Origin of the sequence: Pseudomonas sp. (assembly GCF_030696055.1) — a bacterium.
Taxonomy (GTDB): Bacteria; Pseudomonadota; Gammaproteobacteria; order Pseudomonadales; family Pseudomonadaceae; genus Aquipseudomonas.
Genome location: NZ_JAUYNP010000169.1, coordinates 1 through 15,862, shown reverse-complemented (window position 1 = coordinate 15,862; position 15,862 = coordinate 1). Strand labels below are relative to the sequence as shown.

Here is a 15,862-nt window from a genome sequence, read left to right as displayed (position 1 = left end):
AGCCTGCCCATGTATACCCTGGCCCGCGAGCTGCTATTCAAACTGTCCCCGGAAACCTCCCACGAACTGTCCATCGATCTGATCGGTGCGGGCGGTCGCCTGGGCTTGAATGGCTTGCTGAGCAAGAGTCCGGCGGCGTTGCCGGTCAAGGTCATGGGGTTGGATTTCCCCAATCCGGTGGGGTTGGCTGCTGGCCTGGACAAGAACGGCGATGCCATCGACGGCTTCGCCCAGCTCGGCTTCGGTTTTGTCGAAATAGGTACGGTTACTCCGCGGCCACAGCCGGGTAATCCAAAACCCCGTTTGTTCCGCTTGCCGGAGGCCGAGGCGATCATCAATCGCATGGGTTTCAACAACCAGGGTGTCGATCACCTGCTGGCTCGAGTGCAGGCCGCCAAATTCAAGGGCGTGCTGGGCATCAATATCGGCAAGAACTTCGATACCCCGGTCGAGCGTGCGGTGGACGATTACCTGCTGTGCCTGGACAAGGTCTACAGCCATGCCAGCTATGTGACCGTTAACGTCAGCTCGCCGAATACCCCGGGGCTGCGCAGCCTGCAGTTTGGCGATTCGCTCAAGCAGTTGCTGGAAGCCCTGCGCCAGCGTCAGGAAAACCTGGCCGAGCAGCATGGCAAGCGTGTGCCGCTGGCGATCAAGATCGCCCCGGACATGAGCGACGAGGAAACCGTGCAAGTCGCGGCTGCGCTGGTCGAGGCGGGTATGGATGCGGTGATCGCCACTAACACCACCTTGGGCCGCGAGGGCGTACAGGGGCTGGAGTGGGGCGATGAGGCGGGTGGTTTGTCCGGCGCCCCGGTGCGCGACAAGAGCACCCATATAGTCCAGGTGCTGGCCAGCGAGCTGAACGGACGTTTGCCGATTATCGCGGTGGGCGGCATTACCGAAGGCAAGCATGCGGCTGAGAAGATCGCCGCGGGTGCCAGCCTGGTGCAGATTTATTCCGGGTTTATCTACAAGGGACCGGCGTTGATTCGCGAGGCGGTGGATGCGATTGCCGCGCTGCCGCAGAAACCTCAGGCATAAAAAATGGTCGGGAGCCATTTTTAACGTCGCGCAGCGACGGCCCGAAGGGTGGCCGCCATGGATGGCAGGCCATAAAAAAGGGCTCCCTAAGGGAGCCCCTGGGCTCGCGCCCGCCGCTCGGATGGAGCGCGCATGTTGAAGTCGGAGGTTTCCTAAATTAGCCGACAGCGTGAAGTTCGTTGAGTCGATGGATGCCGGCAGTGCCGGTCATGCCGTCCCAGTTATCACCGCGTCCTTCGCGCCAGCCGTTTAACCAAGCTTGGCGTACGGACGGAAGGGTGAATGGACATAATTCGCGGGATTTACCATGGATCCCATATTGATAGCCGCGCAAAAAAGCTCTTTCTAATGGATCACGCTAAAGTCTTCTCAGAGGGTGTAGCCCTCAATGTTGACTGTTATGTCCCTTAGACCTTTTAAGGTCAGGCAGAAAAAGTTCTGCCTACGGAGTCCGCTGCCGGCGTCGCGGGCCTCCTTGCCAGCACCGTTGCAGCGATGGCCTAGGTAGATTTCTAAACGAATGTGCGGGTGCCTGTGAATGATCGTTTAGTCATAAGCACGTAACATTTTTGTGGGGCAGACCATAAGCCATTCTGCTCTGGGCGATGATTAAGCGCCCTGAAGCCTATGCTGCGGGCTTTAGCGGCTGTTGTACTGGTGTTGTGCTATCGCGAATTTATTGCGCTTGCAACTGCTGTTTATTCCGACGAAGGGTCGCACTACGGCTTTTTGTCACTTATTTTGGCTGTGTCGGTTTGCCCGCACGCCGCTTATTGCCTTAGGCACTGGATATTCCCATGTCGGATCGTTACGAACTCTTTCTCACCTGTCCCAAGGGCCTGGAAGGCCTGCTGCTTGAAGAGGCGGGCAACCTGGGGCTTGAGGAGGCGCGCGAGCACACCTCGGCCATTCGTGGCCTGGCCGATATGGAAACTGCCTACCGCCTGTGCCTGTGGTCGCGACTGGCCAACCGGGTGTTGCTGGTCCTCAAGCGGTTTGCCGTGCAGGACGCCGAAAGCCTCTATGAGGGGGTGCTGGAGGTCGACTGGTTCGAGCATCTGGAGCCCACCGGCAGCCTGGCGGTGGAGTTCAGTGGTAATGGCTCGGGTATCGACAACACCCACTTCGGCGCCTTGAAGGTCAAGGACGCCATTGTCGACAAGCTGCGCCAGAAGGATGGCACGCGGCCCTCGGTCGACAAGCTCAACCCGGATATGCGCGTGCACCTGCGCCTGGACCGTGGCGAGGCGATTCTCTCCCTCGATCTGTCCGGCCACAGCCTGCACCAGCGCGGTTATCGCCTGCAGCAAGGTGCCGCGCCGCTCAAGGAAAACCTCGCCGCTGCGGTGCTGATCCGCGCCGGCTGGCCGCGGATTGCCGCCGAGGGCGGCGCCCTGGCTGACCCCATGTGCGGTGTCGGCACTTTCCTGGTGGAAGCGGCGATGATCGCCGCCGATATCGCGCCGAATCTGACGCGCGAGCAGTGGGGCTTCAGCAAATGGCTGGGCCATGTGCCGGCCCTGTGGAAGAAATTGCAGAGCGAAGCCGAACAGCGAGCCGCCGAGGGCATGGCCAAGCCGCCGCTGTGGATTCGCGGTTACGAGGCCGACCCACGCCTGATTCAACCGGCGCGCAACAATATCGAACGGGCCGGCTTGAGCCATTGGATCAAGGTGTACCAGGGCGAAGTCGCGACCTTCGAGCCGCGTCCGGATCAGAATCAGAAAGGTCTGGTGATCTGCAACCCACCTTACGGTGAACGCCTGGGCGATGAAGCCAGCCTGCTGTATCTCTACCAGAACCTCGGCGAGCGTCTGCGGCAGGCCTGTCTGGGCTGGGAGGCAGCGGTGTTTACCGGCGCGCCGGATCTGGGCAAGCGCATGGGCATCCGCAGCCACAAGCAGTACGCCTTCTGGAACGGTGCGTTGCCGTGCAAGCTGCTGCTGATCAAGGTGCAACCCGAGCAGTTTGTTACCGGTGAGCGACGCACCCCCGAGCAGCGTGAACGCGAGCGCGAGCAGGCTGAAGCTGACAAGGCGCCGCTGGAGCCGCAAGAGCGGCAGTACAACAAGAACGGCAATCCGATCAAGCCGGTGCCGGCCCCGGTTGTCGAGCAGGCGCGCCTCAGCGAAGGCGGGCAGATGTTCGCCAACCGCCTGCAGAAGAACCTCAAGCAGTTGGGCAAGTGGGCGCGCCGTGAAGGTGTGCAGTGCTACCGCCTGTATGACGCCGACATGCCGGAATATTCCATGGCGGTGGATTTATATGGTGATTGGGTGCATGTGCAGGAATATGCCGCACCCAAGTCAATTGATCCTGAGAAAGCCAAAGCCCGTATGTTTGACGCCATAGCAGCGCTTCCGCAAACGCTGGGCGTCGATAAGAGCAAAGTGGTGATCAAGCGCCGCGAACGCCAGAGCGGCACCAAGCAGTACCAGCGCCAGGCCACCCAGGGCCAGTTTATGGAAGTCAGCGAGGGCGGCGTAAAGCTGCTGGTCAACCTGACCGATTACCTGGATACCGGTCTATTCCTCGACCATCGTCCGCTGCGTATGCGCATTCAGAAAGAGGCCGCTGGCAAGCGCTTCCTCAACTTGTTCTGCTACACCGCCACCGCGACTGTGCATGCGGCCAAGGGCGGCGCGCGCACCACCACCAGCGTTGACCTGTCGAAGACCTACCTGGACTGGGCGCGGCGCAACCTGTCGCTCAATGGCTACTCGGACAAGAACAAGCTGGAACAGGGCGACGTGATGACCTGGCTGGCCGAGGATCGCGGCGAATACGAGCTGATCTTTATTGACCCGCCGACCTTCTCCAACTCCAAACGCATGGAAGGCGTGTTCGATGTGCAGCGTGACCATGTGCAGCTGCTCGACCTGGCCATGGCGCGCCTGGCCCCGGGCGGCGTGCTGTATTTCTCCAACAACTTCCGCAAGTTTCTGCTCGATGAGAGCCTGGCGGCGCGTTATCAGGTCGAGGAAATCAGCGAAGCCAGCCTCGATCCGGACTTCGCCCGCAACCAGAAGATCCATCGCGCCTGGCGTATTAGCCTGCGCGGCTGAGGCCTTTAGCAAGGCTATGCCCCAGCCCTGTGTTGCAGAGGCTTTGGCGCAAGTGCTTGCCCCGGATTTTGCTTGCGACAGCCCTATGTTCGGGCGATCCGGCGCACGCGGGTAGGTTGGCGCTGAGCGCAGCGAAGCCCAACGGGCGGCGGCATGCCTCGTTGGGGTTCGTCGCTGTGTTCCTCAACCCAACCTACGGCTTATCGCCTAACACGCAACGGGGACATGGCCTTGTCCGCCATCGGCTCCGGCTCCGGCTCCGGCTCAGGTTTTGTTGCGAATAAGGGCGCGCAAGGCGAAGCGATTGGGATGGCAGGCCTGGGCCACATCCCGGGCGACCGGCAGTGGCTCGTCGTTCAGCCAGGCGGCGATCAACTCACCCGATAGCGGCGCGGTGATCAGGCCGCGCGAGCCATGCCCGCTGTTGATATACAGGCCATCTAGCCAGGGGCAGGGTGCGTCCGGCACCTGGCGGGCATCTTTGCCCAACACCGCATAAGCCTCGGCAAAGGCAGTGGCATCGGCCAGCGGGCCGACTATGGGCAGGTAATCCGGGCTGGTACAGCGAAAGGCGGCGCGGCCTTGCAGCTGTTCGGGAGCGAGTGTTGTGGCGTTTAGCGCGCAGGCAAGCTCAGGCGAGATTTCTTCCAGTAACTGCAGATTGCCCGCGTGATCGGCGCTATTGGGCGTCAAGTCATCGCTATTGAAGTCAAAGCTCGCGCCCAGTGTGTGCTCATCCAGACGCGCGGGGGCGATATAACCTTCGGCGCATAGCACCGTGCTTAACGCGCGGCTGGCGGCCGTGGCCGGCAGGCGGCTGATCTGCCCGCGGATGCGCTTAAGGGGAAGCTGCGCCGCTGCGGGGAAGCGCTTGATCTCGGCAGCACTGGCCAATACCACCACGGCCGCGCTGGCCAGCAACTGCTCGCCATTCCAGGCTTGCCAGCTGTCACCTTCGCGGCGCAGCTCCAGCGCTTCCTGATGCAGTTGCAGCTGGATAGCCGGCTGTTGGCTCAGTAGCGCGCAGAGCGCCGGCGGATGCACCCAGCCTGCTTGTGGATAGAACAGGCCACCAGCCGGCAGGGTTATCCCGGCCTGTTCCTCGGCGGCGGTTTTATCCAGGGCGCACAGCAAGTCGGCGGGGAAGACGGCGGCCAGTTGGGCCTGGCGCTGCGCCTCCTTGGCGTCGAAGGCCAGTTGCAGCACGCCGCAGTTGTCCCAGTCAGTTCCTCTGTGCAGTTGTTCCAGTAGTCGGCGGGTATGGCCGAAACCGCTGACGATCAGGCGCGACAAGGTGGTGCCGTGGGCCGACAGTTTGAGGTAAAGAACCCCTTGCGGATTGCCTGAGGCTTCCTGGGCGATGGCGGCATGCCGTTCCAGCAGGGTCACCCGCCAGCCGCGCTGGACCAGGCTGGACGCAGTGGCGCAACCGGCCAGGCCTGCGCCAATCACCAGCGCATGGCGTGCGCCGGCAGGCTGAGGCGGGCGGGCAAACCAGGGTTTATCGGCAGTCTCAGGTGTGCCGATAAAACCGCCTTTAAGCACTTCCCATTTTTTTCCCAGACCCGGCACGCGCTTCATCTTGAAGCCGGCCTCGTTCAGGCGACGGCGCACATAACCGGTGCTGGTAAAGGTGCCCAGGGTCGTACTGGCTTTGGATAACCTGGCCAGCTCGGCAAATAGCTCCGGCGTCCACATGTCCGGGTTCTTGGCCGGGGCGAAACCGTCGAGAAACCAGGCGTCGACCTTGGCGTCCAGCTGGCCGAACAGCTCCAGGGCGTCGCCGATCAGCAGGGTCAGGATGATCCGTCCGCCGGCGAATACCAGGCGCTGAAAGCCCGGGTGCAGCGCCACGTATTGCGCCAGTAATGGCTCGGCCTGGGGCGCCAGTTGTGGCCATAAGGCCAGGGCGCGCTGCAGGTCGGCACGGCTCAGCGGATATTTTTCCACGCTGACAAAGTGCAGGCGCGTACCGGGAGCGGCCTGTTGCTCGAACAACTGCCAGGCGCAGAGGAAATTCAGGCCGGTGCCGAAGCCGGTTTCGCCAATCACCAGTTGTTCGCCGGCACTCAGGGCGGCGAAACGCTCCGGCAGCTGGTTATTGGCGAGAAACACATAGCGGGTTTCTTCCAGGCCGTTCTCGTTGGAGAAGTACACGTCGGCGAACTGGCTGGAGAGGGGTTGGCCCTGCTTATCCCAGTCGAGGCTTGCTTGTTGATGGGTATCAGATGTATCGGACATGCTGGGTACCAAATAGCGCAGGCGCGCATTCTAGCCCAATGTATGGCTGCCTCGGACAAAGCCAGTGTCGATCCGCTAGGCTCAGCAGATCATGTCAGGGAGTTGGCTATGTTCGAGTCTGCCGAGATTGGTCACGCCATCGATAAGGAGACCTTTGACGCCGAGGTGCCGGCGCTGCGCGAAGCCCTGCTGGAAGCGCAATACGAGTTGCAGCAGCAGGGTCGTTTTGCCGTGATCATCCTGATCAATGGCGTCGAAGGGGCGGGCAAGGGCGAGACGGTCAAGCTGCTCAACGAGTGGATGGATGCGCGGCTGATTCAGGTCAGCACCTTCGATCAGCAGACCGATGAAGAGTTGGCCCGGCCGCCGGCCTGGCGCTACTGGCGCCAATTGCCGCCCAAGGGGCGCATCGGGATTTTTTTTGGCAACTGGTACAGTCAGATGCTCCAGGGGCGGGTGCATGGGCGGATCAAGAATGCCGTGCTGGATCAGGCTATCGACGGCACCCTGGGCCTGGAGCGCATGCTCTGTGACGAAGGCACGCTGATCTTCAAGTTCTGGTTTCACCTGTCCAAGCAGCGCATGAAGGCGCGGCTCAAGGCCTTGCAGGACGACCCGCTGCACAGCTGGCGGATCAGCCCGCTGGACTGGCAGCAATCGAAAACCTATGACAAGTACGTCAAGTTTGGCGAACGGGTGTTACGCCGCAGCAGCCGCGACTATGCGCCCTGGTATGTGGTGGAGGGCGTGGACGAGTATTACCGCAGCCTGACGGTCGGGCGCATCCTGCTCGATGGCTTGCAGGCGGCGCTCGAGGCTCAGGCCCGGCCCATTCCCCAACCCCATGCGGCGCCGCTGACCTCGAGCCTGGACAACCGCGGCCTGCTCGACAGCCTGGATATGAGTCAAACCTTGGACAAAGGCGCTTATGACGAGCAACTGGTCATCGAGCAGGCGCGGCTGTCCGGGCTGATGCGCGACAAGCGCATGCGCAAGCATTCGTTGGTGGCGGTATTCGAAGGCGATGATGCGGCCGGCAAGGGCGGGGCGATTCGCCGGGTGATAGGCGCGCTCGATCCACGCCAGTACCGCATAGTGCCGGTGGCCGCGCCCACCGAGGAGGAGCGCGCGCAACCCTATCTGTGGCGTTTCTGGCGGCATATCCCGGCGCGCGGCAAGTTCACGCTGTTCGACCGTTCCTGGTATGGACGGGTGCTGGTCGAGCGGGTCGAGGGCTTTTGCAGTCCGGCCGACTGGTTGCGCGCCTACAGCGAGATCAATGATTTCGAGGAGCAGCTGAGCGAGGCCGGCGTGGTGTTGGTGAAGTTCTGGCTGTCGATCGATCAGGAGGCCCAGTTGGCACGCTTTAAGGCCCGCGAGCAGATTCCCTTCAAGCGTTTCAAGATCACCGAAGAAGACTGGCGCAACCGCGAGAAATGGCCGCTGTATGGCGATGCGGTGGGCGATATGGTCGACCGCACCAGCAGCGAGATCGCGCCCTGGACCCTGGTGGAAGCCAACGACAAACGCTTCGCCCGGATCAAGGTGCTACGCACCCTCAACCAGGCCTTGGAAGCGGCGTTCGCCAGGGATTGAAAGAGCCGGGCGTAGGCTGGGTTAGGCGCGTATTGCGCTACCCAGGGGCTGCCGAAATGCGCTGCGCGCCGTAACCCAGCGTTGCTGGAGCGAGATCGCGGTGCTGGGCTGGCTGGCGTGGTCGATACGATGGTTGCGCATACGTCTGCTGAATGATTGTCGCCGGCCTGGATTGTTCGGTCTTATTCTCAGCCTAATTCAACGCCAACAACAATGAGGTGCGGCATGCGTGAAGTGGTGATAGTGGACAGTGTACGGACTGGTCTGGCCAAGTCCTTCCGTGGCAAGTTCAACCAGACCCGTCCAGACGACATGGCGGCCCATTGCGTCAATGCACTGTTGGCGCGCACTGGGATAGACCCGGCCTTGGTGGATGATTGCATAGTCGGCGCCGGCTCCAACGAAGGCGCGCAGGGCATGAACATCGGCCGTAATGTGGCGGTGTTGTCCGGCCTGGGCACCCAGGTGGCGGGTATGACTCTCAACCGTTTCTGCTCATCGGGCCTGCAGGCCATCGCCATCGCGGCCAACCAGGTGGCCTCGGGCTGCAGCGATATCATAGTCGCCGGTGGTGTCGAGTCGATCACCATGACGATGAAGAGCATGAACACCGACAAGCTGTTCAACCCCATACTGCAGAAGGATGTGCCGGGTATCTACTACCCCATGGGCCAGACTGCCGAGACCGTGGCGCGGCGCTACAACGTCAGCCGCGAAGCCCAGGATGCCTATGCCCTGCAAAGCCAGCAGCGCACCGCACGGGCCCAGGCCGAAGGCCTGTTCGATGACGAAATAGTGCCGATGGCGGTCAAGTATCTGGTCGAAGACAAGGCCACGGGTGAGAAGAAACTGGTCGAGGGCGTGGTCGATCGGGATGACTGCAACCGTGCCGACACCACCATCGAAAGCCTCAGCGCGCTTAAGCCGGTCTTCGCCGACGATGGCTCGGTCACCGCCGGCAACGCCTCGCAGCTGTCCGATGGCGCCTCCATGACCCTGGTCATGAGCCTGGAAAAAGCCATCGAGCTGGGCCTCAAGCCGAAAGCCTTCTTCCGCGGCTTTGTGGTCGCCGGTTGCGAGCCGGATGAGATGGGCATTGGCCCGGTGTTCTCGGTGCCGAAGCTGCTCAAGGCCAGAGGGCTGAGCGTTGCCGATATCGACCTGTGGGAACTCAACGAAGCCTTCGCCTCGCAGTGCCTGTATGCCCGCGACCGCCTGGAAATCGACAACGCCAAGTACAACGTCAACGGCGGCGCCATCTCCATCGGCCACCCGTTCGGCATGACCGGCTCGCGCCAGGTCGGTCATCTGGTGCGTGAGTTGCAGCGGCGCAACCTGCGCTACGGTGTGGTCACCATGTGCGTGGGCGGCGGGATGGGCGCGACAGGTTTGTTCGAGGCGGTGCGCTAAGGGCACCTGCAGTCGGCAGAGTCGTCATTCGTAAAAAAGAAACCCCGGCGCAGCTTGCCTGCGCCGGGGTTTTTTATGCTGTCAGCGGGCTAGCGGCCGGCCAGGGCGTAGAGCGCACTGGCTACTTGCATGCGGTTGATATAGGCATCTATCCCGTGTATCGCATCGACGCGGGTGAAATAGGGGCCTTCCAGCGTGCCTTCTCGGGTGGAGAAGAAGTATTGGCCGTTGACCGCGCTGACTCGCTCGCAGCGGTAATGCGTGCCCGGGTTTGGATCTACATTGCGCTGACCGAACATGCTCAACCCTCCCACAATAGAAGCCAATTGTTTGAGTCTAATAGCCTCTCGAATGAGTGTTGAGATTGGCGACAAATGGTCGAGTTAGTCGATTCTTATCAATGCTTTAGCCGGATTTTAGTGATTTTGACGTCAACTTTGTGCCGATGTCATTGCGGTCATAGATACAGTTCTGCGGCTTAGCCGTACTGAACTGTGGCTGTAGCGCTGGCCGACGGTGGCCTAGAATGCTGTTTTGCGCCGCCAGCCTGCTCGATCTGGGGCCTGGCCGCGACGCATCACCGAGGTTGTTATGCATATCTCTTCCGGGCGCTGGCTTTATGGCATGTTCCTCGCGCTGGTCACCGCGGTGCTCTGGGGCGTGCTGCCGATCAAGCTGAAAGAAGTGCTGCAGGTGATGGACCCCGTCACTGTGACCTGGTATCGCCTGCTGGTGGCGGGCTCGATTCTGCTGGCCTATCTGGCCGCCAGCAGACGTTTGCCGCCTTTTCGTCGGCTCGGTAAAAAGGGGGCTTGGTTGCTGGCGTTGGCGATTGCCGGGTTGTGCGGCAACTATGTGCTGTATCTGATCGGCCTGAAGCTGCTGAGCCCGGGCACCACCCAGCTGGTGATCCAGGTCGCGCCCATCCTGTTGCTGATCAGCAGTCTGTTTGTCTTTCGCGAGCGTTTCAGCATCGGCCAGGGCGTCGGGCTGGCGATTCTGCTGATAGGTTTCGGCTTGTTCTTCAATCAGCGCCTGGCGGAGTTGCTGACCTCCCTGACGGACTACACCGCCGGGGTGCTGATCGTGTTGCTGGCGGCTTTTGTCTGGACCTTCTACGGCCTGGCGCAGAAGCAGCTGCTCAGCCTGTGGAATTCGTTGCAGGTGATGATGGTGATCTACCTGGCGTGTGCCTTGTTGCTGACGCCCTGGGCGCAGCCGCTGCAGGCCTTGCAGCTCAGTCCGCTGCAAGGCTGGCTGTTGTTCGCCTGTTGCCTGAACACCTTGGTGGCCTATGGCGCTTTCGCCGAGGCTTTGGCGCACTGGGAGGCGTCGCGGGTCAGCGCGGCCCTGGCCATCACGCCGCTGGTCACCTTCGGCTCGGTGGCGCTGGCCGCCAGCTGGTGGCCGGAGCATGTGCAACCCGAGCAGATCAACTGGATTGCCTACGGCGGCGCGGTGCTGGTCGTCTTGGGTTCGGCGCTGACTGCCCTGGGCCCCTCGCTGCTGGCTAGTCTGCGCAGCCGGCGGGCGCGCTTGGCGGCCCAGCTGTAGGGATTTCAGTCAGGCGCGTTTAGCGCGTGGCGATCCAGATCAGCAACCCGGCCTGAAACACACAGAATACGAGCAGGCAGGTAATGGTGAAACGCAGGTTGCCGTCTTCGCGTTTAAGCCGATCGATGCGCTCGCTGAATTTGCGGATTTTTACGTCCTGCTCGCGCAGGTTCTGATCGGCTTGTTGCAGCATGCTGGCGGCGTCGAGCAACTCGACTATCTGCACCTTTTCAGTGGGCCAGTCGCTGTGCAGTGCACTGACTCCGGGGGCGCTGTAGCGTGCCTTGAGTTGCAGCGGGTCGAGGTAGTCGACGACAAAGCCCTGGGCTTGCAGGCAGTGGTCGCGGCGGGCGCGACTCTCTTCGCTCAAGGCGTCCTTGGCCGCAAGGGCGGCGCCTTCGATCTGGTAGTGGGCATGCTGTTGTCGCGCCCAGGCGATGCCCTGGGCCAGCAGGAAGCGCCCCAGGCCGCGGTTTTCCGGCTCCAGATGCAGGCCTTGTTCCGGGCCGAAACGCACTTCCTGGCTGCGGTGATCGGCCCAGACTTCCAGCACATTCTGCTCTTTGCGCAGGTGTTGATTCGGCAGTTGCAGGGTCAGGCGCAACAGGCTCAGGTCTTTGCCCTGGCGCTCCACCCGGCCCAGCTGGATAAAACGCAACGGCCGCGAGCCGGTATGGCGGTCGGTTGGCAGAGGCGCCAGGCGCAGCAGGTGAAACTGCTCCGGACCCAGCTCGGCCCAGGGATGCGCTTGCGCAGCCGGCGGTTGGTTTGGCGCAGCAGCTTGTGCAGGGGCTTGCGGCGCTGGGCTGTCGGTCATAAGCGGCGGTCCTGGGGTGCGCTGGCGGTCCTAAATGCCGCCTGTTAATGCGCTTATCGGCTGACCCGCACTTATCTGGAGGCTGGTACGTGGCCGCTGCGCTGGATAAAGCCGGCGATCTGTGCGCTTAAGCCTCCCGCCAACGGTAGCCGAGGGTTGTCGTAGCTGGCCAGTTGCGCCGGCATAGCCAACGGCACTATGCGCAGCACATGGTTCATGGCGGGGATTAGCAGCAGCTCGGCGTCAGGTTTGGCGGCCTTGAGCGCCTCGGCATCGGCGACGCCGACCTGGATATCGTGACTGCCCTGAACGATCAGCGCCGGTATGGCTAAGCGGGCAAAAGCCGCGCTGGGGTCTTGCCTGAACAACGAGATCAGATAGGGCTGCACGCTGGGCCTGAACAAGAACAAGAGCTGATCGGGCACCTGCTCGGTCTGTTGCCCGGCCAGCAAGCGGTCGAGCAGCAGATGGCTCTGCGCCAACAGCTTGGGCGGCAGGCGATAGGACAGCTGCTCGCGCAGCACTCGATCTATTGGCCGCGAACTGCCTGCCAGCGACACCAGGGCATCGGCCCCGGCTTGGGCGGCGGCCAGGCTGGCGATCAGCGCGCCCTCGCTGTGGCCGATCAGGATCAGGCGATTGAACGCCGGGTCGGCCTTGAGCAAGCGGCTCCAGGCCACTGCATCGGCCACATAGCCTTCGACGCTCAGGTCGCGCTCGTCCGGGGTGGTCGCGCGGCTGGCGGCAACTCCGCGCTTGTCGTAGCGCAGGCTGGCGATGCCCTGTTTGGCCAGGCTCTGCGCCAGTTTCTTCAGGCTGTCGTTATGCCCGCCAGCGGGATTGTTGCCATCGCGGTCGGTCGGCCCGGAGCCGGCGATCAGCAGCGCGACTGCCACGGGTTCGCTGCTACGCGGTTGCACCAAGGTGCCATGGAGTCGGCCCTGGCTGGTGTCCAGGCTGACCGCGCGCTGCGCGATAGTGTAAGGCGCGGCCTGGGCCAGCCCGGCAAGCAGGGGAAGGGTCAACAGAAGGGCTCGCAACATGGCTGGTTACTGCGCTGGGGGAATGGGTTGGACGTTAGCCCGCCGCTAAGGTTCGAGGGTGAACTCAATGGATGCGGGGGGTATACTCGCCGCCTTAATTAACTAGGCCTGGCGCGTGTGAGCGGCAGGCTCGTGGTCGATTCTCGCGGAGCCTTTTGCACATGTCCGGCAATACCTACGGCAAGCTGTTCACTGTCACCACCGCTGGCGAAAGCCACGGCCCGGCGCTGGTCGCCATCGTGGACGGCTGCCCGCCGGGGCTGGAACTGAGCCTGGAAGACCTGCAGCGCGACCTCGACCGGCGCAAGCCCGGCACCAGCCGGCACACTACCCAGCGTCAGGAAGACGATGTGGTGGAAATCCTCGCCGGGGTCTTCGAAGGCAAGACCACCGGTTGCGCCATCGGCCTGCTGATCCGTAATACCGATCAGAAGTCCAAGGATTACTCGGCGATCAAGGATTCCTTCCGCCCAGCCCACGCCGACTACAGCTACCACCACAAGTACGGCATCCGCGACTACCGTGGCGGCGGCCGCAGCTCCGCCCGTGAGACCGCCATGCGCGTGGCCGCCGGCGCCATCGCCAAGAAGTACCTGGCGACCCAGGGCATCGTCATTCGCGGCTATATGAGTCAGTTGGGCCCCATCGAAATCCCGTTCAAGAGCTGGGAGTCCGTCGAGCAGAACGCCTTCTTCAGCCCCGACCCGGACAAGGTGCCCGAGCTGGAAGCCTATATGGACCAGCTGCGCCGCGATCAAGATTCGGTCGGGGCGAAGATCACAGTAGTCGCCGAAGGGGTGATGCCGGGGCTGGGCGAGCCGATCTTCGACCGCCTGGACGCCGAACTGGCCCATGCGCTGATGAGCATCAACGCGGTCAAGGGCGTGGAAATCGGCGCCGGCTTCGCCAGCATTGCCCAGCGCGGCACCGAGCACCGCGACGAGATGACGCCGGAAGGTTTCCTGTCGAATAACGCCGGCGGCATCCTCGGCGGGATTTCATCCGGTCAACCGATAGTCGCGCACCTGGCGCTCAAGCCCACCTCCAGCATCACCACGCCGGGGCGCTCCATCGACATCCACGGCAACCCGGTGGAGATCATCACCAAGGGCCGCCACGACCCTTGCGTCGGCATCCGCGCCACCCCGATCGCCGAGGCGATGATGGCCATAGTGCTGATGGATCACCTGCTGCGCCACCGCGCGCAGAATGCCGATGTGCGGGTCGCTACCCCGGTGCTGGGCCAGCTGTGAAAGCCGTAGGTTGGGCTGAGGAGCTTGCGACGAAGCCCAGCGCGCGCTGGATCTTGAATCCAGGTTGTCGAGCCGAACGCCGTTGGGCTTCGCTGCGCTCAACCCAACCTACGCCTGGGTAAGCCATGCCTTCCGTGTTGCCCTATTGGCGTCTATCCGGCTTCTACTTCTTTTACTTTTCGCTGCTGGGCGCCACCGCGCCCTTTCTGGCGCTGTACTTCGATCATCTGGGCTTTTCCGCCGCGCGTATCGGTGAGCTGGTCGCCATTCCCATGCTGATGCGCTGCGTCGCGCCGAATATCTGGGGCTGGCTGGGCGATTACAGCGGGCGGCGGTTGGCCATAGTACGGTTCGGCGCGTTCTGTACCTTGCTGTGTTTCGCCGGCATCTTTATCAGCCAGAGCTATGCCTGGTTGGCGCTGATCATGGCGCTGCACGCCTTCTTCTGGCACGCGGTGCTGCCGCAGTTTGAGGTAATCACCTTTGCCCATCTGCAGGAACAGGCCGCGCGCTATAGCCAGATTCGCCTGTGGGGCAGCATCGGCTTTATCGTGGCGGTGGTGGGTTTGGGCAAGCTGTTCGAGCTGCTCAGCCTGGATGCCTATCCCTGGGCCTTGATTGTGCTGATGGGCGGCATAGTGCTGAGCAGCTGGTGGGTGCCCAACGCCCAACCGCAGATGCGCCCGAATACCTTGGGCGAGGGCGGCTTTATCCAGCAATTGCGCCGGCCGGGGATTCTCGCCTTCTACCTCAGCGTCGGCTTGATGCAGCTGAGCAACGGCCCTTACTACACCTTTCTGACCCTGCACCTGGAGGGCCTGGGCTACTCGCGCGGGTTGATCGGCCAACTCTGGGCCCTGGGTGTGCTGGCCGAAATCGTGCTGTTTATGGTCATGGCCAAGCTGCTCGCACGTTTTTCGCTGCGCAGCGTGTTGCTGGCCAGTTTTCTGATCACCGCCGTACGCTGGTTACTGCTGGGCAGTTTGGCCGATCATCTGCCGGTGTTGCTGTTCGCCCAGTTGCTGCATGCGGCAACCTTCGGCAGTTTTCACGCGGCGGCCATTCACTTCGTTCAGCGCAGTTTTGCCGACCGCCAGCAAGGCCAGGGCCAGGCCCTGTATGCCACCTTGGCCGGGGTGGGCGGCGCCTTGGGCGCGCTGTATTCCGGGTACAGTTGGAACACGCTTGGGCCGGCCTGGACCTTTGCCATCGCCAGCCTGATCGCCTTGGCGGCTGCCGCCATCACCGCCACCCATATGCAGGATGAACGGCCTTAAATGCGGCCCTGCGCCAGACCCAAGCCTGCCAATGCACGTCTTGCACCTATTTTTGAGAATACGAGACCCCGACCATGAGCAGCCTGACCGTCTACCACCAGTCCTCGCCTGATGTGCCGAACAAGATGCTGACCCACGCCGAGGACATCGCCAGCACCCTGGCCGCGGTCGGCGTGCAGTTTGCCCAGTTGCAGGTCGCACAACCGGTGCTTGCCGGCGCCAGCCAGGATGATGTGCTGACCGCCTGCCGGGTGCAGCTCGACCAGCTGATCGGCGAGTACGGCTATGCCAGCGTGGATGTGCTCAGCCTGTGCGATGAACGGGGGCTAAACAGCGAGCTGCGCGTCAGCCTGTGCAAGGAGCAACGCTGTGCGGTGGCGCAGCTGCGTTATTGCGTGGCGGGGCGCGGCCTGCTCAGCCTGCATATAGACGATTATGTCTATGCCCTGCTGTGCGAGAAGAACGACCTGGTCGTGCTGCCCGCCGGCACCCGGCACTGGTTCGATAGTGGCGAACGCCCACGTGTTGCCCTGATTCGTTTATTCGACAGCCCGCAGTTACC

12 protein-coding genes and 1 pseudogene are annotated in these 15,862 nt (G+C 62.5%); 8 read left to right on the top strand and 5 right to left on the bottom strand.

Annotation, left to right across the window (positions count from 1 at the left end):
- Positions 1–9 precede the first annotated feature (9 nt).
- Entirely contained in the window at positions 10–1,044 is a 1,035-nt protein-coding gene (locus Q8Q83_RS10050; protein WP_305623344.1) for a quinone-dependent dihydroorotate dehydrogenase, read from the top strand.
- 157 nt (positions 1,045–1,201) lie between these two features.
- Here Q8Q83_RS10050 and rmf read toward each other — a convergent pair.
- Positions 1,202–1,402, bottom strand: a pseudogene (rmf, locus tag Q8Q83_RS10045) (ribosome modulation factor); the annotation flags it as partial.
- Positions 1,403–1,841: 439 nt separating this feature from the next.
- Between rmf and rlmKL the strand changes: the two are divergent.
- On the top strand, positions 1,842–4,109 hold the full coding sequence (gene rlmKL / locus Q8Q83_RS10040; RefSeq protein ID WP_305623342.1) for a bifunctional 23S rRNA (guanine(2069)-N(7))-methyltransferase RlmK/23S rRNA (guanine(2445)-N(2))-methyltransferase RlmL: 2,268 nt from the start codon (positions 1,842–1,844) through the stop codon (positions 4,107–4,109).
- 264 nt (positions 4,110–4,373) lie between these two features.
- On the opposite strand, the gene mnmC is transcribed toward rlmKL, so the two are convergent.
- Entirely contained in the window at positions 4,374–6,350 is a 1,977-nt protein-coding gene (mnmC, locus tag Q8Q83_RS10035) for a bifunctional tRNA (5-methylaminomethyl-2-thiouridine)(34)-methyltransferase MnmD/FAD-dependent 5-carboxymethylaminomethyl-2-thiouridine(34) oxidoreductase MnmC (protein WP_305623340.1), read from the bottom strand.
- A 108-nt stretch (positions 6,351–6,458) separates the two neighbouring features.
- Between mnmC and pap the strand changes: the two genes are divergently transcribed.
- Positions 6,459–7,946 (top strand): polyphosphate:AMP phosphotransferase, encoded by a 1,488-nt coding sequence (gene pap, locus Q8Q83_RS10030; RefSeq protein ID WP_305623338.1) that lies wholly within the window; start codon positions 6,459–6,461, stop codon positions 7,944–7,946.
- A 225-nt stretch (positions 7,947–8,171) separates the two neighbouring features.
- On the top strand, positions 8,172–9,356 hold the full coding sequence (locus tag Q8Q83_RS10025) for a thiolase family protein (RefSeq protein WP_305623336.1): 1,185 nt from the start codon (positions 8,172–8,174) through the stop codon (positions 9,354–9,356).
- 89 nt (positions 9,357–9,445) lie between these two features.
- On the opposite strand, the gene Q8Q83_RS10020 is transcribed toward Q8Q83_RS10025, so the two are convergent.
- Complete coding sequence (locus Q8Q83_RS10020) at positions 9,446–9,655, bottom strand: DUF6316 family protein (protein WP_305623334.1); 210 nt, start codon at positions 9,653–9,655, stop codon at positions 9,446–9,448.
- A 292-nt stretch (positions 9,656–9,947) separates the two neighbouring features.
- Between Q8Q83_RS10020 and Q8Q83_RS10015 the strand changes: the two genes are divergently transcribed.
- Positions 9,948–10,910 carry a DMT family transporter gene (locus Q8Q83_RS10015; RefSeq protein ID WP_305623332.1) on the top strand — a complete coding sequence of 321 codons (963 nt, stop codon included), beginning with the start codon at positions 9,948–9,950 and terminating at the stop codon, positions 10,908–10,910.
- 19 nt (positions 10,911–10,929) lie between these two features.
- Here Q8Q83_RS10015 and Q8Q83_RS10010 read toward each other — a convergent pair whose 3' ends face one another.
- Positions 10,930–11,727 carry a hypothetical protein gene (locus tag Q8Q83_RS10010; protein WP_305623330.1) on the bottom strand — a complete coding sequence of 266 codons (798 nt, stop codon included), beginning with the start codon at positions 11,725–11,727 and terminating at the stop codon, positions 10,930–10,932.
- Between the two features lie 71 nt (positions 11,728–11,798).
- On the bottom strand, positions 11,799–12,770 hold the full coding sequence (locus Q8Q83_RS10005; RefSeq protein WP_305623328.1) for an alpha/beta hydrolase: 972 nt from the start codon (positions 12,768–12,770) through the stop codon (positions 11,799–11,801).
- Between the two features lie 161 nt (positions 12,771–12,931).
- On the opposite strand from Q8Q83_RS10005, the gene aroC reads away from it, so the two are divergent.
- The 3 genes from aroC to Q8Q83_RS09990 all read left to right on the top strand — a co-directional run.
- Positions 12,932–14,023 carry a chorismate synthase gene (gene aroC / locus Q8Q83_RS10000; protein WP_305623327.1) on the top strand — a complete coding sequence of 364 codons (1,092 nt, stop codon included), beginning with the start codon at positions 12,932–12,934 and terminating at the stop codon, positions 14,021–14,023.
- 125 nt (positions 14,024–14,148) lie between these two features.
- The gene (locus tag Q8Q83_RS09995; RefSeq protein WP_305623325.1) at positions 14,149–15,300 is read left to right on the top strand and encodes an MFS transporter; all 1,152 of its coding nucleotides are present in this window, start codon (positions 14,149–14,151) and stop codon (positions 15,298–15,300) included.
- Between the two features lie 74 nt (positions 15,301–15,374).
- On the top strand, positions 15,375–15,862 hold a 488-nt coding region (locus tag Q8Q83_RS09990; RefSeq protein ID WP_305623323.1), incomplete at its 3' end, for an acireductone dioxygenase.

Coding starts and splice junctions, on each gene's coding strand:
- Q8Q83_RS09995 (WP_305623325.1), top strand. CDS start 14,149: ATGCCTTCCGTGTTGCCCTATTGGCGTCTATCCGGCTTCTACTTCTTT.
- Q8Q83_RS10015 (WP_305623332.1), top strand. CDS start 9,948: ATGCATATCTCTTCCGGGCGCTGGCTTTATGGCATGTTCCTCGCGCTG.
- Q8Q83_RS10020 (WP_305623334.1), bottom strand. CDS start 9,655: ATGTTCGGTCAGCGCAATGTAGATCCAAACCCGGGCACGCATTACCGC.
- aroC (WP_305623327.1), top strand. CDS start 12,932: ATGTCCGGCAATACCTACGGCAAGCTGTTCACTGTCACCACCGCTGGC.
- rlmKL (WP_305623342.1), top strand. CDS start 1,842: ATGTCGGATCGTTACGAACTCTTTCTCACCTGTCCCAAGGGCCTGGAA.
- Q8Q83_RS10050 (WP_305623344.1), top strand. CDS start 10: ATGTATACCCTGGCCCGCGAGCTGCTATTCAAACTGTCCCCGGAAACC.
- Q8Q83_RS10005 (WP_305623328.1), bottom strand. CDS start 12,770: ATGTTGCGAGCCCTTCTGTTGACCCTTCCCCTGCTTGCCGGGCTGGCC.
- Q8Q83_RS10025 (WP_305623336.1), top strand. CDS start 8,172: ATGCGTGAAGTGGTGATAGTGGACAGTGTACGGACTGGTCTGGCCAAG.
- Q8Q83_RS10010 (WP_305623330.1), bottom strand. CDS start 11,727: ATGACCGACAGCCCAGCGCCGCAAGCCCCTGCACAAGCTGCTGCGCCA.
- pap (WP_305623338.1), top strand. CDS start 6,459: ATGTTCGAGTCTGCCGAGATTGGTCACGCCATCGATAAGGAGACCTTT.
- mnmC (WP_305623340.1), bottom strand. CDS start 6,350: ATGTCCGATACATCTGATACCCATCAACAAGCAAGCCTCGACTGGGAT.